This window comes from Picosynechococcus sp. NKBG042902, assembly GCF_963864045.1.
Classification (GTDB): domain Bacteria; phylum Cyanobacteriota; class Cyanobacteriia; order Cyanobacteriales; family MRBY01; genus MRBY01.
In genome coordinates, this window is sequence record NZ_CAWLTV010000073.1 from 122,283 (window position 1) to 145,637 (window position 23,355).

At 49.7% G+C, this 23,355-nt stretch carries 16 protein-coding genes and 2 pseudogenes; 9 read left to right on the top strand and 9 right to left on the bottom strand.

Annotated features, from left to right (window positions below):
- Nucleotides 1-123: 123 nt before the first annotated feature.
- Nucleotides 124-240, top strand: a complete 117-nt coding sequence (locus AACR41_RS11655; RefSeq protein ID WP_012306966.1) for a photosystem II protein Y — start codon at nucleotides 124-126, stop codon at nucleotides 238-240.
- Nucleotides 241-336: 96 nt separating this feature from the next.
- On the top strand, nucleotides 337-1,221 hold the full coding sequence (gene trpC, locus AACR41_RS11660) for an indole-3-glycerol phosphate synthase TrpC (protein ID WP_030006554.1): 885 nt from the start codon (nucleotides 337-339) through the stop codon (nucleotides 1,219-1,221).
- A 6-nt stretch (nucleotides 1,222-1,227) separates the two neighbouring features.
- On the opposite strand, the gene AACR41_RS11665 is transcribed toward trpC, so the two are convergent.
- Entirely contained in the window at nucleotides 1,228-2,832 is a 1,605-nt protein-coding gene (locus AACR41_RS11665; RefSeq protein WP_030006555.1) for a radical SAM protein, read from the bottom strand.
- Between the two features lie 269 nt (nucleotides 2,833-3,101).
- Here AACR41_RS11665 and AACR41_RS11670 point away from each other — a divergent pair, with 269 nt between their 5' ends.
- From AACR41_RS11670 to fba, 3 genes are all read left to right on the top strand, one after another.
- A complete protein-coding gene (locus tag AACR41_RS11670; protein ID WP_084149997.1) occupies nucleotides 3,102-5,414 on the top strand; it encodes a ribonucleoside-diphosphate reductase subunit alpha in 2,313 nt (770 codons plus the stop codon).
- A gap of 149 nt (nucleotides 5,415-5,563) precedes the next feature.
- Nucleotides 5,564-6,031: an SsrA-binding protein SmpB gene (gene smpB / locus AACR41_RS11675; RefSeq protein ID WP_012306970.1), complete on the top strand. Its 468-nt coding sequence runs from the start codon at nucleotides 5,564-5,566 to the stop codon at nucleotides 6,029-6,031.
- A gap of 289 nt (nucleotides 6,032-6,320) precedes the next feature.
- Nucleotides 6,321-7,394: a class II fructose-bisphosphate aldolase gene (gene fba / locus AACR41_RS11680; RefSeq protein ID WP_030006557.1), complete on the top strand. Its 1,074-nt coding sequence runs from the start codon at nucleotides 6,321-6,323 to the stop codon at nucleotides 7,392-7,394.
- 254 nt (nucleotides 7,395-7,648) lie between these two features.
- Here fba and leuC read toward each other — a convergent pair.
- A pseudogene (gene leuC, locus AACR41_RS11685) lies at nucleotides 7,649-9,051 on the bottom strand (3-isopropylmalate dehydratase large subunit).
- Nucleotides 9,052-9,096: 45 nt separating this feature from the next.
- Nucleotides 9,097-10,218: a sensor histidine kinase gene (locus AACR41_RS11690; RefSeq protein WP_030006558.1), complete on the bottom strand. Its 1,122-nt coding sequence runs from the start codon at nucleotides 10,216-10,218 to the stop codon at nucleotides 9,097-9,099.
- Between the two features lie 583 nt (nucleotides 10,219-10,801).
- On the opposite strand from AACR41_RS11690, the gene AACR41_RS11695 reads away from it, so the two are divergent.
- On the top strand, nucleotides 10,802-13,144 hold the full coding sequence (locus AACR41_RS11695) for a sensor domain-containing diguanylate cyclase (RefSeq protein ID WP_030006559.1): 2,343 nt from the start codon (nucleotides 10,802-10,804) through the stop codon (nucleotides 13,142-13,144).
- 201 nt (nucleotides 13,145-13,345) lie between these two features.
- On the opposite strand, the pseudogene AACR41_RS11700 reads toward AACR41_RS11695, so the two are convergent.
- Both AACR41_RS11700 and AACR41_RS11705 read right to left on the bottom strand, forming a co-directional pair.
- Nucleotides 13,346-14,946 (bottom strand): annotated as a pseudogene (locus AACR41_RS11700) (2-isopropylmalate synthase).
- 393 nt (nucleotides 14,947-15,339) lie between these two features.
- Complete coding sequence (locus AACR41_RS11705) at nucleotides 15,340-15,858, bottom strand: LabA-like NYN domain-containing protein (protein ID WP_012306976.1); 519 nt, start codon at nucleotides 15,856-15,858, stop codon at nucleotides 15,340-15,342.
- Between the two features lie 273 nt (nucleotides 15,859-16,131).
- Between AACR41_RS11705 and AACR41_RS11710 the strand changes: the two genes are divergently transcribed.
- Together AACR41_RS11710 and AACR41_RS11715 are read left to right on the top strand one after the other, a co-directional pair.
- The gene (locus AACR41_RS11710; RefSeq protein ID WP_030006560.1) at nucleotides 16,132-16,638 is read left to right on the top strand and encodes a hypothetical protein; all 507 of its coding nucleotides are present in this window, start codon (nucleotides 16,132-16,134) and stop codon (nucleotides 16,636-16,638) included.
- A gap of 73 nt (nucleotides 16,639-16,711) precedes the next feature.
- Entirely contained in the window at nucleotides 16,712-17,320 is a 609-nt protein-coding gene (locus AACR41_RS11715; protein WP_012306978.1) for a rhomboid family intramembrane serine protease, read from the top strand.
- A gap of 34 nt (nucleotides 17,321-17,354) precedes the next feature.
- On the opposite strand, the gene AACR41_RS11720 is transcribed toward AACR41_RS11715, so the two are convergent.
- A complete protein-coding gene (locus AACR41_RS11720) occupies nucleotides 17,355-17,801 on the bottom strand; it encodes a hypothetical protein (protein ID WP_138073205.1) in 447 nt (148 codons plus the stop codon).
- A gap of 146 nt (nucleotides 17,802-17,947) precedes the next feature.
- Nucleotides 17,948-18,937, bottom strand: coding sequence for a GTP 3',8-cyclase MoaA (gene moaA, locus AACR41_RS11725; protein ID WP_030006562.1), 990 nt, complete (start codon nucleotides 18,935-18,937; stop codon nucleotides 17,948-17,950).
- A 279-nt stretch (nucleotides 18,938-19,216) separates the two neighbouring features.
- On the opposite strand from moaA, the gene guaA reads away from it, so the two are divergent.
- Nucleotides 19,217-20,839, top strand: coding sequence for a glutamine-hydrolyzing GMP synthase (gene guaA / locus AACR41_RS11730; protein WP_012306981.1), 1,623 nt, complete (start codon nucleotides 19,217-19,219; stop codon nucleotides 20,837-20,839).
- A gap of 209 nt (nucleotides 20,840-21,048) precedes the next feature.
- Here the strand turns inward: guaA and AACR41_RS11735 are convergent, their stop codons facing one another.
- Together AACR41_RS11735 and AACR41_RS11740 are read right to left on the bottom strand one after the other, a co-directional pair.
- The gene (locus AACR41_RS11735; RefSeq protein WP_030006563.1) at nucleotides 21,049-22,362 is read right to left on the bottom strand and encodes a sensor histidine kinase; all 1,314 of its coding nucleotides are present in this window, start codon (nucleotides 22,360-22,362) and stop codon (nucleotides 21,049-21,051) included.
- Nucleotides 22,362-23,291 (bottom strand): substrate-binding domain-containing protein, encoded by a 930-nt coding sequence (locus AACR41_RS11740; RefSeq protein ID WP_030006564.1) that lies wholly within the window; start codon nucleotides 23,289-23,291, stop codon nucleotides 22,362-22,364. The genes AACR41_RS11735 and AACR41_RS11740 overlap by 1 nt, the downstream gene beginning before the upstream one ends.
- Between the last annotated feature and the right edge of the window lie 64 nt (nucleotides 23,292-23,355).

Consider the following 23,355-nt stretch of genomic DNA (forward strand, 5'->3'; position numbering starts at 1 on the left):
CCCTGGTCAGACACCCCCCTGGAGATCTTCTTGCAACCCTTGGAAAAAGGAGCTTAATGGGTTATTAGTATAGAATTGAAAAACTTTGTTTATCATCATTTTTTAACTGAGAGGAATCAAACCATGGATTGGCGAGTTGTTGTTGTTTTAGCTCCCGTAATCATCGCTGGCTCTTGGGCAATCTTTAACATTGCTGCGGCTGCCCTGAACCAACTCCGCAATATGCAAACGAAGAAATAAGTCTTTATCTCTACTGCTTTTCGCGTAAATTACCCTTTGTTTTTGACAGGAGCAGCCCCTAGGGGTTGCTTTTTCATCCCCAGCAAATCTATGACTGTGCAAATCCGTCGTCTCCACCCCAGCCGTCCCGTTAACGTCAGCATTTTGCAGTACCAAGTGGCGGTGCCCGATGCCAAACCCCAGCATATCCTGGAAGAAATTGTTTGGCATAAAGAAAAAGAGGTGGAGCAACTACGCGATAAGGTTTCTCTGCTAGAGCTACGCCAGCGGGTCACAACGGTGCCGCCCGCAAAAGATTTTCTGGGGGCCTTAGTCCACGGCAAGACCCAGCCAGCCCTCATCGCCGAAGTAAAAAAAGCCTCGCCTAGTAAGGGGGTAATTCGGGAAGATTTTGACCCTGTGGCGATCGCCAAAAGTTATGCCGCCGGGGGAGCCAGTTGCCTCTCAGTCCTCACCGATAACAAGTTTTTCCAGGGCAGCTTCGAAAACCTGAGTCTCGTGCGTGATGCCGTCGATCTGCCCCTGCTCTGCAAAGAATTTATTATTTATCCCTATCAAATCTTTAAGGCCCGCAGCCATGGTGCCGATGCGGTTTTGCTGATCGCCGCGATCCTCAGTGACCAAGACCTCGCCTATTTTGTCAAAATTATCCGCAGCTTAGGGATGACCGCCCTGGTGGAAGTCCATACCCTCGCGGAATTAGACCGCGTCCTCGCCATCGAGGGGGTCAGCCTCGTGGGGATTAATAATCGCAATCTAGAAGATTTTTCTGTTGATTTGGAAACAACCACCATGTTGCTGGAAAGTCGTCGCGCTGAACTCCAGGCTAAGGGTGTCCGCGTTGTCAGTGAATCGGGCTTACATACGCCCCTGGATCTCCAGTTTGTCAAAGAAGCCGGGGCCAAGGCAGTGTTAATCGGCGAATCCCTTGTAAAACAGCCGGATCCTGGGAAGGCGATCGCCAACTTATTTCAGTTTTAGATTGGGCTAAACCTGGAGGGGCACTCCCGCCGTTGCCAGGTGTTTTTTGATGGTGACCTTGGGGATAGCCGTGTTTAAGTGCTGCCAAGGGAGCACCTGGGTCGTCGCCCAATCCTGATGCACATAGAAATCTAGGGGGGGAATTTTGCCTTTCAGTTCCTTAAAGGCCCGCTTGTAGCTGCCGAGGGTATCACCGTAATCCCTGGTTAATTCTAAAAGGCTAGAGAGACGGCGATCGCCCCTAGAAAGCAACCCCTGAATCACAGACCAGTTATAGCTTTCGGGCCGGAACTCCATGCCCTGGGAGCGGAGATGCTTTTGGAGGAATTGCAGCCGTTTTTTGGCCGCTGGGTTCACCCCAAACCACTGAAAAGGCGTATGGGCTTTGGGGACAAAAGTGCTACAACCGAGGGTCAAGCGCAAGCCTGGGGCCGCTTTTTTCACAGTCTGCATCATCGCAATGGTTGCTTCCACATCGGCCATCTCTTCCCCTGGAATGCCCACCATGCCATAGAATTTAATCCCCTTGAGGCCGCCTGCTTTTGCGTTCACTGCTGCGGTAATAATTTCGTCGTTGGTGAGCTTTTTATTGACAATCTCCCGGAGCCGTTCCGAACCACTTTCTACGGCGATTGTGATCGAACGGGTATCCCGTGCCGCAAGAGTCCGGGCTAATTTTTCCGTGACGGTGTTCGTCCGTACCGAGGCAATACTCAAACGCACATCGGCATACTGGGGTTGGGAAAGGTAGTCTAATAGTTGTTCAAATTCCGGGTGTTGGGTCACGGAAGCACCGAGCAAACCAAGGCGATCCGTAACTTTAAGACCCCGCTCAATGGCCGGGATCAAGGACTGCTCTAAATTGGCTGTCCGGAAGGGCAAGGTGACATAGCTAGCGAGGCAAAAGCGGCACATCTCTGGGCAACTACGTACCACTTCTACCATGTAGATATTTTCCCAGGCGGCTTTTTCCGTCACCACCGTCGAAGCCGAGAGGGTATTCCCCCGGTAAGTTTGTTTTTCAACACTTTCAGGAATATCAGGATATTTGGGACGAATGGTTTCGATTTCCCCCGTCGGCTCCCGGTAAGTTACTTCGTACAGACTAGGCACATAGATCCCCGGCGTTTGGGCGAGGTGACGTAATTTGCTTTGGCGATCGCCTTGGCGCATTCTTTGATACTGATCGATAAATTCATCCAGGAGATTTTCCCCGTCTCCCAGGAGGATCACATCAAAAAAGTCCGCAAAAGGTTCTGGGTTAGCACTCAATACCGACCCACCCCCAAACACAAGGGGATGCTGTTCGTCACGCTCGGCTGCCCGCAGCGGAATTTTTAGTTTTTCTAACAAGCTAAAGAGATTTGTATAATCCAGTTCCCAAGAAAAAGAAAAGCCGACAATTTCTGGCTGAGACGGCAGTTTTTCCTCTAAATCTGTGAATAGACGATGCACATCCACATCGGGCCGTTGGCTAAATTTTGCCCATACCAATTGGTAGCCCAAGCTCGTAATCCCCACGGTGTAGGTATTCGGAAAGGCAAAAATCAAGGGGATCGCGTTGGTCGTCGGTGTTACAGGATCAAAAAGGAGGCGTTCTTGCTCAAACAAAGTCGTCAGGATTCAGAAAAAGTTTTGTACCCTTGCCATTGTAAGGGAGTCCCCTCAGCGATTGGCGATCGCCACAGAGAGGACAGAAAAAAGCGGATCTTCCCTAGCGTAGATACCCCAAATTGACTGAAAATTTCTGTAAAAAAATTATTTGTTTTTCAAGCTTATCTAGTGTTAATATATGCAAGCTTTCTGTTTTTCACCATAAATATGGTGCTATCTCTAAACAGAATTTTTTTGTAATTTAACCTCTTCATCCCGTCTGCCCTATGGATCTCCGTCAAGATACTGCCCCCTCCAGAAGCACCACTAGCGCCACGGCAACCTACTCTGCTTCCAGGGCGGCGGTAACACCGACGAAACCCCAAACCTATGTGATCAAACGGAGCGGTAAACGGGCCCCCCTCGATGTCACCAGAATTCGCAACGTGGTGCAATGGGCCTGTCAGGATTTAGAGGCCAACACCATTGAACTTGAAGCCGGCCTGAAAACACGCCTCAAAGATGGGGTCACCACCCGGGAAATTCAAGAAAATTTGATTCAATGCGCCCTGGAAATGTGCAGTCCCGAAGAACCGGACTGGCGTTATGTGGCTGGGCGTCTACATATCTGGAGCCTCTGGAAAGATACCCTCGTGGCGCGCGGTTATCAGTATGGTCAATATCCCCAGCTTGTGGCCGAAAAAGTCGCGGCTAAAGCCTACGACGAAAGGCTGTTGCAATACAGTGCGGCGGAGCTAGAAATTGCCAATGGTTGGATCAATCCCGATTGGGATATGGATTATGACTATGCGGGGGCGGTGCTGCTCACAAAGCGCTATCTTCTAGATGATGAACTCCCCCAGGAAGCCTTTTTAACCTGTGCTCTTCTCCTGGCTCTCCCGGAAAAACCAGAAAATCGACTGAAGTGGGCAAAGAAATTCTACGAGGCGATCGCCCAACGGCAGATTTCTTTAGCGACGCCGATCCTCGCCAATTTACGCGTCCCCAATGGTTCCCTTTCTTCCTGTTTCATCATCGGCATGGAAGACAACCTAGAAAGTATTTTCCGGGAAATCACCAACGCGGCCCGCATTTCTAAAAATGGTGGTGGAGTCGGCTGTAATGTCAGTCGGATTCGCGCTACAGGTAGCCGCGTCATGGGTAAAGCGAATGCCTCCGGGGGCGTGATCCCTTGGATTAAACTCCTCAACGATACGGCGATCGCCGTTAATCAGGGGGGACGCAGAGCTGGGGCAATCACCGTTTCCCTCGATGTGTGGCATTTAGACGTGCCAGAATTCCTCGAAATGCAGACCGAAAACGGGGATCAGCGGCGCAAAGCCTACGATGTGTTTCCCCAATTGGTGGTCACCGATGAATTCATGCGACGGGTACAAAACAAAGAAGCCTGGACTCTGGTCGATCCCTATGAAATCAAAGAAAACCTCGGCATTGATCTCGCGGCCCTCTGGGGAGAAAAATTTGACGCAGCCTACCGTCAAATTGAAGCAAGCCTCGACAAAGAAATTAAGCTCTACAAAAAAGTAGATGCCCGGCACCTGTTTAAGGAAATTATGCGATCGCAGATCGAAACCGGGATGCCTTACATCGCCTTTAAGGACACCATTAACCGCGCCAACCCCAACCAGCACGAGGGCTATATTCCTGGGGTCAACTTGTGCGTCGAATCCTTCTCCAATGTCGTGCCGGGTCAGCTAGCCCACACCTGTAATCTCGACTCTTTAAACCTAGCCAATATTGAAGCCGAAGAACTGGCCGATGCCTGTGAAGTGGCGGTGCGCATCCTCGATAACACCATCGAAATTACCAATACCCCCTTTGAAGACAGCAGCATCCACAACCAGCGTTACCGCACCATTGGCGTCGGGGCGATGGGTCTGGCGGATTGGCTCGCGAAAAATAAGCTTTCTTATAAAAATGTTGAGGCGATCGATCGCCTGTTTGAAGATATTGGCTACTATTGCACCCGCACCTCTGTGGACCTCGCCAAAGAACGAGGCGCCTACCCAGCCTTTCCGGGCAGTGAATGGAGTAAGGGGCATTTAATCGGCGCGAAACCGATTACTTGGTATCGAGAAAATGCCCACGAGGTAGACCGCTGGGAAAGCCTCAGTGAGGATGTGCAAAAGTATGGCATCCGCAACAGCCACATTACGGCGATCGCCCCCAATACTTCCTCTTCCCTAGTGCAAGGTTGTAGCGCAAGTATTTTGCCGACCTACAGCAAATTTTTCTATGACAAATGGGCAAAAGGCACCGTTCCTATCGCGCCACCGTTTATCGGTAAATCTTTCTGGTTCTACCAAGAAAACAAAAGTATGGATCAGCGCACCGTGGTCAAAGCCGTCGCCACCATGCAAAAGTGGATCGATACAGGCATCTCGATGGAATTAATCTTCAACCTCAACCAAGGTATTTATTTTCCCAACGAACCGGAACGGGCGCTAAAGGCGAAGGATATTTTTGAAATCTTGATGTTGGCTTGGGCTGAAGGATGCAAGGCGATTTACTACATCCGCACCGTGCAAAAAGATGACTTCAAAGAAGGATCTGAAGGCTGTGTTGCCTGCGCGAATTAGGCAATCTGCATCAAAAAATATATTGATCGAAAGCTTTTGCTGACCATTGCGGTTCATTAAGCGCCTGGTGGGAGAGGGATCAGGGGCTTCGGGGAATTTGTTAGGATTAGAGATTACATATTTCTTGTTCCGCAGTTGTTCAAAACCCTATGGCAGACACCAAAAAACCGATCAAAATCATTAGTGATAATCGCAAAGCCCGTTTCCAGTATGAAATCCTCGAAACCTTAGAGGCCGGGATTCAGCTCCAGGGAACGGAGGTAAAATCGGTGCGGGCTGGCAAGGTGAACCTAGGGGACGGTTATGTGTTAATTCGCAATAACGAGGCGTGGCTGCTCAATGTGCATATTTCGCCATACACGGCCAGTGGCCAGTACTTTAACCATGAACCCAAGCGCGATCGCAAATTATTGCTACACCGTAAAGAAATTCGCCGCTTGATCGGTCAACTAGAACAAAAGGGATTAACGCTGATTCCTTTAAAAATGTACCTCAAGGGCAGCTTAGTGAAAGTCAGCCTGGGGCTAGGCCGTGGGAAAAAGCTCCACGATAAGCGCGAAACGATCAAGCGCCGCCAGGATAGCCGGGAAATGGCGCGGGCCTTAAAACGTTATTAAACTTATCCAATACTGGAAAGTTTCCCCAAAAAGCACCCTGGGCCAATCAAAGGTGCAAGTAAGTTGTGGGGTGATCGCCTTGGAGAATATCCATATTCTTCGGTTATCCCTTTGATAATTGGTGGAGTTAAACCCAGTGATCAGAAATCCCCAACAATAAAGGCGATCGCCAAAACTCAACAAAAGCATTCGTCAAAAGGGTGAATGTATCTTAAGATTGTCAGATAAGAGAATTAATTTTCTTGACAAAATCACGAATAAAATAAGCAAGTAAGATAGGAGGACATCTATGGCTCTCGTCCCAATGCGTTTGCTCTTAGATCACGCTGCAGAAAATAGTTATGGCATTCCTGCGTTCAACGTCAACAACATGGAACAGATTCTGTCCATCATGCAGGCTGCTGATGAGACCGATAGCCCCGTAATTCTCCAAGCGTCCCGTGGTGCCCGTAGTTATGCCGGGGAAAACTTCCTCCGTCACCTCGTGCTTGCCGCCGTGGAAACCTACCCCCACATCCCCGTTGCGATGCACCAAGACCATGGCAACAGCCCGGCCACCTGCTATTCCGCAATCCGTAACGGCTTCACCTCCGTAATGATGGACGGCTCCCTCGAAGCCGATGCCAAAACTCCCGCGAGCTTTGACTACAACGTCAGTGTGACTGCTGAAGTTGTAAAAGTAGCCCACTCCGTTGGTGCTTCCGTCGAAGGGGAACTCGGCTGCCTTGGCTCCCTCGAAACAGGGATGGGTGAAGCAGAAGACGGCCACGGTTTTGAAGGTGCCCTCAGCAAAGAACAACTCCTAACCGATCCCGACGAAGCTGTCGAATTTGTTGAGCGGACCCAAGTAGATGCCCTTGCTGTAGCGATCGGAACCAGCCACGGTGCTTACAAATTTACCCGGAAGCCAACTGGTGAGATCCTCGCCATTAGCCGGATCGCTGAAATCCACGCGAAGCTTCCCAACACTCACTTGGTCATGCACGGTTCTTCCTCCGTACCCCAAGAGTGGCTCGACATGATCAACGAGTACGGTGGTGCCATTCCTGAAACCTATGGTGTACCCGTAGAAGAAATTCAAAAAGGGATCAAGAGCGGTGTTCGTAAAGTAAACATCGACACCGACAACCGTCTGGCGATCACTGCGGCAATTCGTGAAGCAGCGATGAAGGATCCGAAGAACTTCGATCCCCGTCACTTCCTCAAGCCTTCGATCAAGTACATGAAGCAGGTTTGTAGCGATCGCTATCAGCAATTCTGGTGTGCTGGTAACGCCAGCAAGATCAAGCAAATCCCCTTGGATGAGTTTGCGAAGAAATATGCTAGCGGTGAACTCGCAGCAAAAACTGCAGTTAACGCCTAAGCTTAAACTCCTTCCGGCCTTAGATGTTATTGTCTAAGCCAGTCTGACTTGAGTCCTATTCCAGTGAGAATAGGACTCACTTTTTTTGCTTAATGAAGAGGGGGAACTAGAGGGTTATCACTGAATACCACAGTTGCGAAATAACCCTCCCCTAGCCTTTCCAGTGGAAGGGAACCGGAAAGCTATTCCTTGGGGGAGGTGCCGAAGACAGAGGGTATTATCTCCAGAGAAAGATTAACCCTGGAGGCAATCATTTAGTTGAGGGTGCGCACATCGGTAACTTGACCTGTAACGGCGGCAGCTACGACCATCGCCGGACTCATGAGTAGGGTGCGCCCCGTCGCAGAACCCTGCCGTCCTTTAAAGTTGCGGTTCGAAGAAGAGGCGCTGATCTGGTTGCCTTCGAGCTTATCGGGGTTCATGGCGAGACACATGGAGCAGCCGGGTTCCCGCCATTCAAAGCCTGCTTCGGTAAAAATTTGGTCAAGTCCCTCGGCCTCAGCCTGTTGTTTCACTTGCTCAGAACCGGGCACGACAAAGGCTTTTACTCCCGGAGCAACGTGATGGCCTTTGGCATATTTAGCAGCTTCCTGGAGATCGCTCAAGCGACCATTGGTGCAACTACCAATAAAGCAGACATCAATTTTGGTGCCTTGGATCGCTTGACCTGGTTGAAGCTGCATATATTTGTAAGCTTCAGCGGCGATCGCCTGTTCATCTTCGGCCATCATTTCTGGGGTCGGCACTGATTCATCAACGCCAATGCCCTGACCCGGTGTGATCCCCCAGGTGACGGTGGGGGCAATGTCTGCTGCGTCAAAGGTGACCACATCGTCATATTCGGCGTCGGCTTCACTGCGGAGACTATCCCACCAGGCGATCGCCTTTTCCCAGGCTTCTCCCTTGGGCGCAAAGGGACGGTCTTTCAAATAGTCATAGGTTACTGAATCGGGGTTGACATAGCCGCAGCGGGCGCCCCCTTCGATGGACATATTACAAACCGTCATCCGCTCTTCCATGGACATTTTTTCAAAGGTTGTCCCGGCATATTCATAGGCGTAGCCGACGCCCCCTTTAACGCCCAGTTTGCGGATAATGTGTAGGATTACATCTTTGGCATAAACTCCGGGCTGGAGATCACCATTCACTTCGATTTTACGAACTTTCAATTTTGCCAGGGCCAAGGTTTGGGAGGCGAGCACATCCCGCACTTGGGAAGTCCCAATGCCAAAGGCGATCGCCCCAAAAGCGCCGTGGGTAGAAGTGTGGGAATCGCCGCAAGCAACGGTCATGCCTGGTTGAGTTAATCCCTGTTCTGGGGCAATCACATGGACAATCCCCTGGCCCCCGGAGCCGACATTATAAAAACGAATTTTGTTGGTAGCCGTATTTTTTCCAGTTCCTGCATCATCGCTTCGGCGAGGGGATCCGCAAAGGGTCGCGCTTGATTTTCTGTCGGGACAATGTGATCCACCGTAGCGACCGTGCGTTCTGGATACATGACCTGGAGATTGCGGTCTCTGAGCATGGCAAAGGCCTGGGGACTGGTCACTTCATGGATCAGGTGCAGTCCGATAAATAGTTGCGTTTGGCCAGAGGGTAAAACTTTAACGGTGTGTAAGTCCCAAACCTTATCAAAAAGAGTGCCTTTGCTCATAGAACTGAATTGCTCAAGTACGCCAATAATATTCTGTGTAGAGCTTCAATCATACAACTTTTTTTCCTCGCTTTGGGCAGGGGTTTGGGAGAGGGGCAAGGTGATTGTAAAGGTACTACCTTCCTGGAGACGGGAGGTGAGACTGATCTGACCTTGGTGGGCTTCGAGGATCAGTTTTGAAAGGTGTAGCCCCAGACCGCTGCCCCCGTTGTAATGCTTGCCTTGGCGGAATCGCTCAAAGATTTCTAATTGATCTTCCGGGCTAATGCCGCTCCCCGTATCGATTACTTGAATTTGCACTTGCTCTTGATCGACTGGGGTCAATTTAACGGTGACATGGCCTTGATCAGTAAATTTAATGGCGTTGCTCACCAGGTTCACTAAAACGCGATGCATGGCCAGGCGATCGCCTTCGAGCCACACGGGGACTTCGGGGAGTTCCCCCTGGAGTTGCAGTTGTTTTTCCTGGGCGAGGGGACGTAATTCCTCAAGCACATTGGTAATCATGGTCTTGAGATCCACCCGACTAAAATAGAACGTTTTCCGCTCGGATTCGTAGCGATAAACCTCCAAAATATTGTTCACCATCTCCAATAGATTGGCATTACTGCGGGACATGGTGCGTAAAACCTCTTGCATTGCCTCCGACAGTTCCCCCAAAGCCCCCTGCAAAAGGAGATTGAGCATCCGATCCGCCGCAATCAAGGGAGTACGCATATCGTGGGTCAACCGGGAGGCGAAGTCTTCCCGTTGCCGGACAATCATATTTTTCTCATCGACGGTATGTTTAAACCGCAGCAGCGATCGCACCCGGGCAATCAATTCATCAATCTCCACGGGTTTGCGGATAAAATCATCAGCACCAATATCCAAACCTAGGGCAACACTCGGTTGGGCATGGGCAGTGATCAACAGGATGGGAATGTAAGGGATGTCGGGGTCGTTACGAATGTGCCGTGTGATCTCAAAGCCATCCATGTGGGGCATCATCACATCGAGCAAGATCAGATGAAAAGGCTGTTGTGCCACAAGCTCCAGGGCTTTTTGGCCGTTATTAACCGTCACCAGGTCTAAATCTTCATCTTCTAAAATGCTCTGGATCAACAATAAATTATCCGGCGAATCATCCACGACCAGAACGCGATCACGGTTGCTCAGCGAAAACATGGCACATCACCCCAGGTTAATTTCGACTCAACTGCTGGTTGAACAGCGGAATCCCCTATTTTAAACGTTGAACCCGATGGCGGTTACGGCGTTGCTTCTTTAGCTTCATTATACCCAGGTCATTGCAGGGAAATGGGGCAATTAATAAGTTTAAATACTCAATTTCTTTGATAGGGCGATCGCCCCTTTTGGCCCAAGCCCACCAATTATTTAGAAATGATTTTATCTAGTTGATATTGGCGCTCCTCAGTAGTTTAAATTATTTCAGTCTGCATTATCCCCTCAAAAAAGAGTCCCCTAGAAAAGCCGTAATCTTAGGCCGATCAATCCTTGATTCTTCCGAGAAAACAAAGGAAATTTGGTAGGATAGAAAGGCTGCTTCTATCTCAGGTTAAGGGTCTACCTCTAGAAAACGGCGATGGGATCAAATTTCTCCCCTAGGCAACTGCTAACAGCCAGTACGGAGAAGTCCTCTTTTTGTTGCTTCATTTTTAGCTCTTCTCGCACGTGCCCCCCATAAACAACATCAGAGCAGATTGTGTAACAAAAACAGAAGGAACGTTGGATTAGGAATAGAGACTTTATGGTTAATGAATCGTCAGATCAAGGGGGGCAACAACCGAGGGGAATCGGCAGTTTTGCGTGGTTAATTGAGGCCTATGGTCAGGCGATCGCCCTGTTAGAAAATCAAGCGGCCCAGATCGAAACTTTAGAACGTGAAAAAGATCATCTCGCCAACCAATATCGAGAGGCACTCCAGCAATACCATCAGTTAAAAGAGCAATACGATCACCAATACAGTCAACAGTACCAAGAATATTTTTCGTTGCCCCTGCCCTGCTACCGCTGGCAAGCCATTGAGGGAGAGCTTTATTTATCGGACTTTAATCCGGCGGCGGCACGGTTCAATAGCCAAGCACTCCAGCAGCCTTCTTTGAATCTTGGGCAACGCCCCCAAAAAATTTTTGCTGCGTTACCCACCCTCTACCACCACCTAGAAAATTGCCTCAAACGGGAGGTCTCGAACAGTCAGCGATTGCAATTTATTCGCTTAAATTTGTACCTCCGGGTGGAGTATGTGTTTATTGCTCCAGATCAAATCCTGATGTGTATTCTCGACGAGAGCGAACAACTCCTCACGGAACAACAACTCCGCCAACAGGTGCGCCAACAGTCGGCGATCGCCAAATTAGGGAGCATCAGCCTCAACACATCAGATCTAGCGAAATTATTTCGTCAAGCGGTGATTTTTGTGGCCCGCACCCTGGACGTTCCCTATAGTTGCCTCTATCTGAAACAAAAAAAGACCTCTATTTGTACCCTAGAAGCAGGTTATGGTTGGCCTGTCGATCTTATCGGTGCGGTCACAGTGAGTACGACTCCAGATAGCCACGTTGGCTATACCCTGACCCAACAACAGGCGATCAGCATCGAGGATTTGCGCGTTGAAAGTCGTTTTCGGGGCGAAACGCTACTGCACAATTATCAAGTAGTCAGTGGAATTAGTATGCCCATTGGCCCAGTGGATAATCCCTGGGGAGTACTGGCGGTTTATAGTACCGAAGAACGTCATTTCAGTGGGGATGAGACTTATTTTCTCCAGGCGATCGCCCATGTTCTGTCTAGTAGTATCGAACGCGATCGCCAGGCAGCGGACATGAACCTTTTACACCGCTCGATCAATGTGATCCGCCAGGGAGTGGTAATCACCGATGCCCGGGAAGAGAATAATCCAATTATTTATGTCAACCAAGGTTTTGAAAAAATTACTGGCTACAGCGCAGATGAAATCCTTGGTCGTAACTGCAATTTTCTCCAGGGCCGCGATCGCCGCCAGCCTCCCCTCACAGAATTGCGGGCTGCGATCCTCAAGGGCCAAGAATGTAACGTCACCCTCCGCAACTACCGCAAAAATGGTGAACCCTTTTGGAATGCCCTCCACATTTTTCCGGTACGAGATCCTGCCGGTTATCTAACCCACTTTATTGGGATTCAAACGGATATTAGCCACGAAAAGGCCGCCGCCGCTAACCTCCAAAAAACCGAAGCGCAATTTCACCAAACCTTCCAACTCGCCCCCATTGGCATGGCGATCACTACCTTGGGGGGCCACTATGAACGGGTCAACCAAGCCTGGTGTCGGATCACTGGCTACGATCAAGAGACCCTCTTGGAAAAAACCTATCTAGAGTTAACCCATCCCGATGATCAAGCGGAAGATGAACGCCTCAATGAAATTCTCAAGCAAGGCGATCGCCAGGAATTTCAGCGGGAAAAACGCTACATCGCCCAAGATGGCCAAAAAATTCACATCCTAGAACAAGTCGCCCTCGTGCGCGATGCCGAAGGCAAACCCCTCCATGTAATTCGGCAAATGGTAGACATTGGCGATCGCAAACAAATAGAACAGCGTCTTGTCCAAGAAGCCTTCTATGATCACCTCACCGGCCTCCCCAATCGCTCCCTCCTAGAAGAGCGCCTCGAGCAAGTCATTAAACAACAACAACGCTATCCCCAGCACCACAACGCCCTCTTATTCCTTGACTTAGATTATTTCAAAGCGATTAATGACCGCCTCGGCCACCTCGTTGGCGACCAGCTCCTACAAGACTTTGCCAAACGCATTTGTCATTGTCTCCGGGATGTGGATACCCTGGCCCGTTTGGGAGGAGACGAATTTGTCGTGCTCCTCACAGAAATAACCGAGCCCCAGACCGCCTTTGAGGTTAGTCAACGGATCCATAAAGCCCTACAAACCCCCTTTGAACTCGCAGGCCAGTCCCTATTTGTAAAGGTGAGCATTGGTGTCTTACCTAAACTTGATCGCTATCTGACGGCGACGGGCATTTTACGCGACGCAGACCTAGCGATGTACCATGCCAAAGCCAAGGGACGCGCGCGTTCAGAAGTCTTTGAATTACCTTGAATTTAGCCCACTTCAGCTAGCCTGAGAGATCATAACTAAAAAAATCTTCCCCCAACTGGGGGCAGGGGGGCTGTGTCAATAAGCTCTGAGGCACAGTGTAAATCCCACGCATAAAAAAAGAGACTTTTCCCCAATTATTTAGAGAAAAAGTCCCCTTGAAAAAAAGCAGGGAAAAAGCGCGCGGGTTAACTGTCGCAGCAACTACAGAGAAGCCTTCGCTGGATTAGCCGACACATCTTCCTGAAGAGCGGCATACAAACGATTTAAGGCGCTGATGTACGCCCGAGCCGACGCCACCACAATATCTGTATTTGCAGCATGGCCAGAATAAATTCGTCCCTCGTGCCGCAAACGAATCGTGACTTCACCAATGGCATCAATGCCCGCCGTCACCGACTGCACGGAATATTCAATTAATTCATTGGGCACCTGAACGACCCGGTTGATCGCCTTATAGATGGCATCTACAGGCCCGGTACCAATGGCTGCATCGGTTAATTCTTTCCCTCCGGGAGTACGGATCGTAATGGTGGCTGTGGGTTGGGCATGGTCACCACAGGAAACCTGCACCAGCTCCAGACGGAATAATTCCGGCGGTTGCTGGGTTTCATCCTTAACGATCGCCTCAAGATCCCAGTCGGTAATTTCTTTTTCTTATCGGCTAGATCTTTAAAGCGCAGAAAAGCTTTGTTGAGATCATTATCAGAAAGATCGAACCCTAATTCTGCTAAGCGGGTGCGAAAAGCATTCCGACCAGAATGTTTACCCAAGATAATTTGATTATCAGTTAAGCCAATGGACTGGGCATCCATGATCTCGTAGGTAAGCTTGTTTTTCAGGACGCCATCCTGGTGAATGCCTGACTCGTGGGCAAAGGCATTCAAACCCACAATCGCTTTATTGGCCTGGACAGAAAGCCCCGTCAAGTTAGATACCAAGCGAGATGTTTTGTAGATCTCTTTGGTATTGATATTGGTCAAGGGCGCTTCTGAGTCAGCAGGCCGACCAAGGAAAGGATTGTAATACTGGCGGCGCACATGGAGAGCCATCACCAATTCTTCGAGGGCGGCATTCCCGGCCCGTTCGCCAATGCCGTTAATGGTGCATTCCAACTGCCGAGCGCCATTTTTTACGGCTTCGAGGAAATTGGCCACCGCTAGGCCCAAATCGTTGTGGCCATGGACAGAGATAATTGCGCGGTCAATATTGGGGACGTTTTCTTTGATGCCTTTGATCAGAGCGCCAAATTCGGCGGGGGTTGTGTAGCCGACGGTGTCAGGAATATTAACGGTGGTTGCCCCGGCATCAATGACTGCTTCGAGGATTTGATAAAGGAATTCAGGATCCGAGCGGCCTGCGTCTTCGGGGGAAAATTCCACATCGTTGGTAAAGGTTTTAGCGTAGGCAACCATTTCCGGGGCGATCGCCAACACATCCTTGCGGCTTTTGCGGAGTTTGTATTCGAGGTGAATATCGGAGGTGGCGATAAAGGTGTGGATTCGATTTTTAAAAGCTGGCTTCAGGGCATTGCCTGCCGCTTCAATGTCGCCCTTAGTTGCCCGGGCTAGACCACAGATCGTTGGCCCATTTTCTGTGCCGACTTCGGCGGCGATACGTTGCACAGCATCAAAATCACCCCGACTCGCCCTGGGGAAACCCGCTTCAATGACATCTACACCAAGTCGCGCCAGGGCACGGGCGATCGCCAGCTTTTCGTCTCCATTTAGGGTTGCCCCCGGAGATTGTTCACCATCCCGTAATGTTGTGTCGAAAATAATAATGCGATCGTCTTGGTTGTTCATCATTTCCCGCTCCCTTAGCGTGAAAATAGTCTAAATAAAAACTCTATGTTGATTGGAATAAAAGTACTGGCTATGCTCCACTTTAAAAGAGTCCATAGCTATCTCCCTAGGATAAACCAATTCCTTAGGAATTAGATATTCTGCCGTAAAAAAGGACAGGTGGCGTTTATCCAAGCATGACCCATGGTCAGAGGTAATGGCTTACTGCCCCTATAGGTAGCTAAAAAAAGTCGGAATATCGGGCGAGAGTTATGGTTGCCAGTCATCCAGAGCATTTGCGATTGAGGGTACCCACGTTATTGGAACACAACACTAAATCTTTGGCCTTAATTCAGTCAAAAATAGTGGCGTCATTCAAGGCATTTTTAAAGCATTTATGGCTACTGTGATTGCTTAAGGTTCTGTTTTTTCAATTTCGGCCCGCAGATTATTTAGATCAATGTAACAATCCGTGGCATTTCTCAGTTCCCGGGCGATCATTCCTTCCGTCGAAACAACGGTAATGTGGGTATTTTTTGAGCGCAAAAGTTCGATCGCCCGTTCAAAATCACCATCGCCACTAAACAAAATAACTTGATCATATTGATCGACTGTATTAAACATATCGACCACAATTTCAATGTCTAAATTTGCTTTTTGGGAGTAGCGACCGGAGACATCATCATAGTATTCTTTGAGGATTTTTGTACGTACTGTATAACCCAGACTAATTAAGGCATCGCGGAAACCCCGCTGATCTTGGGAATCCTTTAGCCCTGTGTACCAAAAGGCATTAATCAGGCGCACGGTGGGATCGCAAGTAAAATAATCTAAAACACGACGGGGGTCAAAAAACCAATTATTTTTCTGTTGTGCATAAAACATATTATTCCCATCTACAAAAATAGACAGGCGACGCTGATAAAAGTTCATAGCAAAATTGGCCCTAAAATAATAGGGTGATTTTTTAAAATATAGGGTTTTAGTTTGGGTTTAAATAAAGGGAAGGAAGTTGTTCCCTCGCAATAAAAATAAAAGAGAAATATAGTGTAGGTTAGCAGATGGACTAGGCCAGGCATTCCTACGGAATAAAGCATAAAAATAAGTCTATCGGCCTATTGTAAAGGCTAAGGGATCTTTTCGGCAATGCTAAAAAATAGAGGCGATCGCCTGTAGAGTAAACAAGATTGAGGCCCGCAAAAGACCATGAATTTTCTCCGGAAAAAGCAATTACAGCAACGTCTACGCCAGGATCCTTACTACCGCCTTCGTTCCCTCGAAGAAGTCGCCCTCGCTGCGGCCATGGGAATCAAGATCGATGTCAACCAAGCCACCGTCGATGATTGGCTCCGTCTACCAGGTATTTCCATTCACCAGGGGCGATCGCTCGTGCAGCTCACCAGCCAGGGGGTGCAATTCTATAGCCTCGACGATGTGGCAGCGGCCCTAGGGGTTCCCAGTCAACGTCTCCAGCCCTTGGCCGCGATCCTCAGTTTTGCTTACTATGCCCCGGAATTAGCCCCAGTACAAATTGACCTAAACCGCGCTGACCTTGGGGCGCTAGTCGATTTTGGCGTCGAGGCTCCCTTGGCCCAACAGATCATTACAGAGCGGCAACGGGGGCATTATCGTGATTTTGCAGATTTACAGAGTCGGTTGCAGCTTTCTGGGGCACAGATCATGCAGTGGTTGCACTTGTTTCGCTTTTCGTGAATGCAGTCGTCCCATTGATCGCGAAACTTGTTAACGTGGGAAGGAATATTACAACTAACTTTTCGCCGAATCCATGACCCACCAGCGCGATCCCGAAGCCCAGGCTGTTGCCCAGGAATTAAAGCAGCAAATCATGATTTTGGGTTTGTTTCTTGCGAGTTTTTGGGGCCTAGAAATTAGTGATCAGTTTGTTTTTCAAAATCTTTGGCGGGGTGGCCTAGATGTATTCGGCATTCTGCCCCGACAACTGTTGGGACTCAGGGGAATCTTCTTTGCGCCCTTTCTCCATGGTGGTTTTCAGCACCTCGTCACCAACTCAATCCCCTTTGCGCTGTTGGGCTGGCTCGTGATGCTAGACCGCATCCGTGACTTTTTTACGGTCACCTTGATCACAATGCTTGTCGGTGGCCTGGGGGTATGGCTCATTGGTGCCCAAAATTCTGTGCATATTGGGGCCAGTATTTTAATTTTTGGGTATTTGGGATTTCTATTGTTTCGGGGCTACTTTCGGCGGGATATCCCATCCATTGCCGTTTCACTCTTGGTATTTTTTCTCTACGGTGGGGTGCTTTGGAGTGTTCTGCCGACGACCCCAGGGGTGTCTTGGGAGGGGCATTTATTCGGACTTATCGGCGGGGCGATCGCCGCAAAATATCTCAACCCCCGTTCCCTTCGCCGCTAATGGATTGCGCCAGTTTGTGCTTGCCCTAGTACCGTTATTCTGGGTTATTTTCTCCAAGCACCTGTTCCGTAACGGTTGCTGATTCTGTCATGTCTAAGGGCGCGTTGGTGTTTTGCCACAGGGCAAAGGCAGAGACGGCCATCAAAACCACCGAGGCGATCGCTAAACTGCCCGCCGCCAAATGGTGCTCCCAAGACCACGCTTGCCAAAATTTCCGGGGGAGGGGAGCCATTTGTACGCCCGGTTGCTCTTCTGGGGCGATCGCCAATGTCCCACCATCATTGAGATAAATCAGGCGCAATTGCATCAACCGCAGCAGAGCTTGATCAATATCCTCGCCACTGGCCTTTTCCGTGAGAAATTCTGCGGTCCAGACTTGAAAATACTGTAAATTCAGCTCCTCTGGCTTCGTTTGGTTTTGGTGAAAATGGAGCCAACGGTAGAGGAGGGTTTCGCAGGTAGTAAGGCGTTCTTTGATCATAGGTTTGGACTGATGCACAAATCGAAATTTATTCGGTAACATTCGCTACAAATATTCTAGAAAAAAAGCTCCCTTTGGGGAACCTAATTCACGTTTATTGACGTTTTGTGCCGCGAAATGTAATGAATCCTAGACAATAACGCCCTTTAGCCGCCAATTTGCGACATGGTGCGGCCATATTGACCCGTGGTGGTTCCCATATCGCGCATTTTGAAATTAATCTCCGGTTTTTGGTCGAGGAGTGCTTTGACTGCCGCCCGAATTTCCCTAGGGGGAACCCCAGTCCGGAGTAATGTTTTGAGATCCATTTGTGCCGCTTCATTCAATAGACAAGGCCGGAGCCAACCATCCGCTGAGAGGCGCATCCGGTTACAGCGATCGCAAAAACATTCAGACATCTGGGAAATAAACCCAAGCGTCCCCTTCGCCCCGGGAATCTTAAAAATATCTGCGGGGCCATTGCCCTGAACGAATGCCGTTTCTAAGCCCCATTTTGCCCGGATCCGTTGGCGTAATTCTTCCGAAGGAATCCAGGCTCGTTCATTAAATAATTTGTCGTTGCCAATGGGCATAAACTCAATAAAGCGCACGTGCCAATGGCGATCGCCTGTCAACGCGGCTAAATCTAATACCTCTTGATCATTGACCCCAGGGATCACCACGACATTGAGCTTGAGGGGGTCAAAACCAACCCGATGGGCCGCTTGGATGCCCTCCCAAGTTTGCTGCCAGCGACTCTTGCCCCGATTGCCAATAATTTGATCAAAGGTCTCAGGATTCAAAGAGTCTAGGCTGATATTGAGACGATTCAGACCCGCATCATACAAATCCTGAGCCAGATCCGCTAATAAATAAGCATTTGTGGTCATCGATAAATCTTCTACCCCCGGCAAGTGGGCGATCGCCCGGACGAGGGGGACTAACTGGGGGCGTAGGAGAGGCTCTCCCCCGGTGAGGCGAAATTTACGGAATCCCAAGGGAATAAACACCTGTTCGAGGAGCGTAAGAATTTCCCCATTGCTCAACTGCTCTGAGGTCAGCAAATATTGGAGGCTCGCTTCATCTGGGACGCAGTAATGGCAACGAAAATTACATCGATCAATCAAGCTAATGCGGAGATAATCTACCGGATTCATGCTTACTGCTACCACGACAAATAAAGGACAAGCTTCCTTTGAGGATACAGAAGATGACGATCCTCTGTCTGGTTCAGATCAGACTTTAAAAAAATATCGATCTGTGTTATTTTGTTCGGAATATTTATTTGCTCTATAAAATACCGTTTTTAATCTCTCTTCAGCATTCACAATTTTCCCCAATCTCCACAGCAACCCGGCGATCGCTGGTGCTGGGAAATATGAGGCCTTGGATTTTTCCCTGGCTTGTTTTATCTGTTAACTTCCACTAGGGATTTTTTGCTGAACGTGACTACGACTCCACTCCAAAAACCGATTGACGCCACCAATACAGGCAATAGTCTTCAACGCCAAATCATCGTTATCTTAGATTTTGGCTCCCAATACTCTGAACTGATTGCCAGAAGAATTCGCGAAACGGAAGTTTACTCTGAGGTCATTTCCTATCGCACCAGCGCCGAACAATTGCGGCAACTTAATCCCAGCGGCATCATCCTCTCCGGTGGCCCCAGTTCTGTCTATGACGACTATGCCCCGGCCTGTGACCCTGAAATTTGGAATCTTGGGATTCCTGTCCTTGGGGTTTGCTACGGGATGCAGCTAATGGTGAAACAACTCGGCGGTACCGTCGAGCGCGCTAAGCATGCAGAGTATGGCAAGGCATCAATCTTTATCGATGATCCCACCGATCTGCTGACCAATGTGGAGGAAGGCTCCACCATGTGGATGAGCCACGGGGACTCCTGTGTGCACCTGCCCGAAGGGTTTGAAATTTTAGCCCACACGGACAATACTCCCTGTGCGGCGATCGCCCACCATGGCCGCCAACTTTACGGGGTGCAGTTCCACCCAGAAGTGGTCCATTCCCAGGACGGTATGGCCCTGATCCGCAACTTTGTTTATCACATTTGTAAATGTGAACCCACCTGGACCACAGAAGCCTTCGTTGAAGAAGCAATTCGTGAGATCCGGGCCCGGGTCGGTGATCAACGGGTACTCCTGGCCCTTTCTGGAGGCGTCGATTCTTCTACCTTGGCCTTTTTGCTCCACCAAGCGATCGGCGATCAACTGACCTGTATGTTCATCGACCAAGGCTTTATGCGGAAAGGGGAACCGGAACGCCTTGTGGAAATTTTTGATGAGCAATTCCACATTCCCGTCGCCTATATCAACGCCCGCGATCGCTTTATCGACAAGCTCAAAGGGGTTACCGATCCCGAAGAAAAGCGCCGCCTCATTGGCCACGAATTTATCGCCGTCTTCGAAGAAGAATCAAAACGCCTTGGCCCCTTTGATTACCTCGCCCAGGGGACTCTATATCCCGATGTAATCGAATCGGCGGATACCAACGTTGACCCCAAAACGGGAGAACGGGTCGCGGTCAAAATTAAGAGTCACCACAACGTCGGCGGTTTACCAGAAGATCTGCGCTTTAAATTGGTTGAACCCCTCCGCAAACTCTTCAAAGATGAAGTGCGTAAGGTAGCAGCCAGCATTGGTTTGCCCGAAGAAATTATTCGCCGTCACCCCTTCCCTGGCCCTGGCCTCGCGATTCGGATCATTGGCGAAGTCACCGCAGAACGGTTAAATATTCTCCGGGATGCAGACTGGGTTGTGCGGGATGAAATCAAAAAGCAAGGGGTTTACAGTGATTTTTGGCAAGCCTTTGCGGTCTTACTACCGATTCGTAGTGTGGGTGTGATGGGTGATAAGCGCACCTATGCTCACCCCGTCGTACTGCGGATGATTACCAGTGAAGATGGGATGACCGCGGATTGGGCTCGCCCTCCCTATGAGCTTTTGGAAACCATTTCTAATCGCATGGTGAATGAGGTGAAAGGGGTTAACCGCGTGGTCTATGACATCACTTCTAAGCCTCCTGGCACCATCGAGTGGGAGTAACTACATCTCCTTAGCTCCCCTTCAGGAACACCCCTCTAGCTCCTCTCAAGGGGAGATTAAGAGTCCCGCAGATTAAAACTGTTGGGGCTTTTTTCTTAGGAATTTTTCGCTGGGGATTTAGAGACTTTCATTTTGGAGGACTTTGATCCCAATTGATTGTCCGAAAATCTCCCCCAGACTGAGGGTAGCAGGGCTTTATAAATAAGCTCTTAAGTCGCTCGTGGTAAAAAAACGGAAAATGTTGTGCCTTGGTCTTTGCTTTCGACGGTGATTTTGCCTTTATGATTTTTGGCGATCGCCGCCGCAATGGCGAGACCCAGACCTGAACCAGTGCTACTTTCCCCGGGGTTTGTCCGGGCGGGATCAAGACGATAAAAACGGTCGAAAATATTGGTCAAATTTTCGGCAGGAATACCGATGCCATTATCTTTAACCGTCACTTGGAGGGTTTCTCCGGTTGTCCGCCCTGTTTTCTCCTTAAGGGCCATGGTAACGGTAATTTGCTTGGGTTTGTCACCCCAGTCTCCTGGAAAAGCATAGGCGATCGCATTGCCGATCAGATTTGTAAAGAGGCGCGCCATCTGATCCCAGTCTCCCAAGATGAGATAGGCTTCTTCGGTGGCATCCCCTTGAATATCCAACTGCAACTCAATTTTTTCCTGACGGCAGATGGCCCGTTGTTCTTCAATGACCTCCAGCAATAGAGCATCCAGGGGTAATCGTTCAAATTCCGCCTGAAGTACCCCACTATCACTGCGGGCGAGAAATAAGAGGTCATTCACTAAACGGCCCAACCGTTGGGTGAGTCGCTCGATCACCTTGAGATTTTGTTGGCGTTGGTCGGGATCTGGGTAGGCGATCGCCATTTGTACATTGGTTTGGATCATTGCAATGGGATTACGCAACTCGTGGGATGCATCCGCCGTAAATTGCCGCAATTGTTGATAGGAATCCTTTACCGGTTCGATGGCAATGCCAGACAGTAACCAGCCAATTACCGCCCCACAGGTAATCATGATCGCGATCCCCAGGCTGAGATCAAGGACTAATTTGCGAATCGGTCGCGTCACCTCAAACCAAGGATGGCTCACCCGTAGATAACCCAAAACATAGCGATCCACTTCGAGGCGATCGGTGATTTGTCGCAGAAGATAATCATCACCCAGACGTACCGTTTCCCCCCGGGGGTGCCACTCTAGGGGCAAGACTAATGGTTCAGAAAAAGTAGACCAGAGCAATTCTCCGGCTGGGTTAAAAAATTCGAGGTCAATGCGGTCATCCTCGACGGTGGGGGACTGTTGCCGAAAGCTGGCTTCTAAATTGATGTGATAGCCCACAGGATCATCTGGCTCAATGATCAGCGATCGCTCTACCACTTCCACTACGTGCTTTAGGGTGTCATCGATGCGCTCAATCAGGGTATAGCGCACATAAAAATAAACCCCCGTCGCGAAAACCAAAAGCAACACTGCGGTGATCGCCGTGTACCAGAGGGCCAGACGATTACGGGTGGTTTGAAACATTACTGCTGCGCCGCTTGGATCAACTCTGCTCCCACAGGAGTCCCAACGAAACCAAGGAAAGCCTCAACCTGGGGGGAAGCAGGTTCTTGGTAGGCGTAATAAAGGGTGCGGGTGTAGGGATAGAGGTCTGATTCTGGGGTAACCCCATCGATGGGCACTGTTCTGACGGTTTGCTGATTGGCGATCTGGCTGTAGGTGGCATAACTGATTCCATCTGCACCCAGGGCCTGCAAAATCGGCGTGGTGGCATCCTGTTCCATATTCATAAAATTAGGGCCATTCCCAAAGTTTGAGCCGTTGAGTACCGTTTCTTGGAAAGTTTGGTAAGTGCCACTCACTGGAGGGCGATTAATAACCCGAATTGTTCCCGTCGCTTTATCGGTAATCGCTGGCCAATCGGTGAGATTCCCTTGGAAAATGCCCTGTACCTGTTCCCCAGTCAGCCCTGTACTAAAGGGATTTTCCTTGGCGACTACAATGGCGACGGCATCGGTGGTAACGGCGATCGCCTTGAGGCCCTGTTGCATTTCCTCCGGCTGGAGGGGGCGGGAGATCGCCGCGAGGTCAATATTTCCCACCAGCAGATCTTCAAGTCCCTTACTCGACCCATTAGCAGTAGTTTCGACACGGGTCTGGGGATATTGCAACTCGAACCGATTTTTTAGGGCGGTATTAATCTGCACCATGCTGGTAGAGCCAGAAATTTTGACCACTGTCCCTGGGGCCACTGTTGCCGGTGGACTGAAAGGATTATCTGTGGCTTGGGAACCTGGGGCGATCGCCCCATCATTAGTTCCCGTTTCTGCACCATTTGGGGCCAAACCCTGGAAGCCGGAACGATTTAAAAACCACCAACCACCGCCCCCCAGAATGCCTAGGGTAACGATGAGGGCCATCATTAAAGGCAACGTATCATTTTTTTGGGCCATGGTTGCTCTTGTTGCGTGCATGGAATTTGCCTTCAGGATATCGTAATCACCCCGAAGGCGCAGC

Bases quoted from the DNA above. Each gene is read 5' to 3' on its own strand.
- AACR41_RS11655 (WP_012306966.1), top strand. From the start codon at position 124: ATGGATTGGCGAGTTGTTGTTGTTTTAGCTCCCGTAATCATCGCTGGC.
- AACR41_RS11670 (WP_084149997.1), top strand. From the start codon at position 3,102: ATGGATCTCCGTCAAGATACTGCCCCCTCCAGAAGCACCACTAGCGCC.
- smpB (WP_012306970.1), top strand. From the start codon at position 5,564: ATGGCAGACACCAAAAAACCGATCAAAATCATTAGTGATAATCGCAAA.
- fba (WP_030006557.1), top strand. From the start codon at position 6,321: ATGGCTCTCGTCCCAATGCGTTTGCTCTTAGATCACGCTGCAGAAAAT.
- AACR41_RS11690 (WP_030006558.1), bottom strand. From the start codon at position 10,218: ATGTTTTCGCTGAGCAACCGTGATCGCGTTCTGGTCGTGGATGATTCG.
- AACR41_RS11695 (WP_030006559.1), top strand. From the start codon at position 10,802: ATGGTTAATGAATCGTCAGATCAAGGGGGGCAACAACCGAGGGGAATC.
- AACR41_RS11705 (WP_012306976.1), bottom strand. From the start codon at position 15,858: ATGAACTTTTATCAGCGTCGCCTGTCTATTTTTGTAGATGGGAATAAT.
- AACR41_RS11710 (WP_030006560.1), top strand. From the start codon at position 16,132: ATGAATTTTCTCCGGAAAAAGCAATTACAGCAACGTCTACGCCAGGAT.
- AACR41_RS11715 (WP_012306978.1), top strand. From the start codon at position 16,712: ATGACCCACCAGCGCGATCCCGAAGCCCAGGCTGTTGCCCAGGAATTA.
- AACR41_RS11720 (WP_138073205.1), bottom strand. From the start codon at position 17,801: ATGATCAAAGAACGCCTTACTACCTGCGAAACCCTCCTCTACCGTTGG.
- moaA (WP_030006562.1), bottom strand. From the start codon at position 18,937: ATGAATCCGGTAGATTATCTCCGCATTAGCTTGATTGATCGATGTAAT.
- AACR41_RS11735 (WP_030006563.1), bottom strand. From the start codon at position 22,362: ATGTTTCAAACCACCCGTAATCGTCTGGCCCTCTGGTACACGGCGATC.
- AACR41_RS11740 (WP_030006564.1), bottom strand. From the start codon at position 23,291: ATGGCCCAAAAAAATGATACGTTGCCTTTAATGATGGCCCTCATCGTT.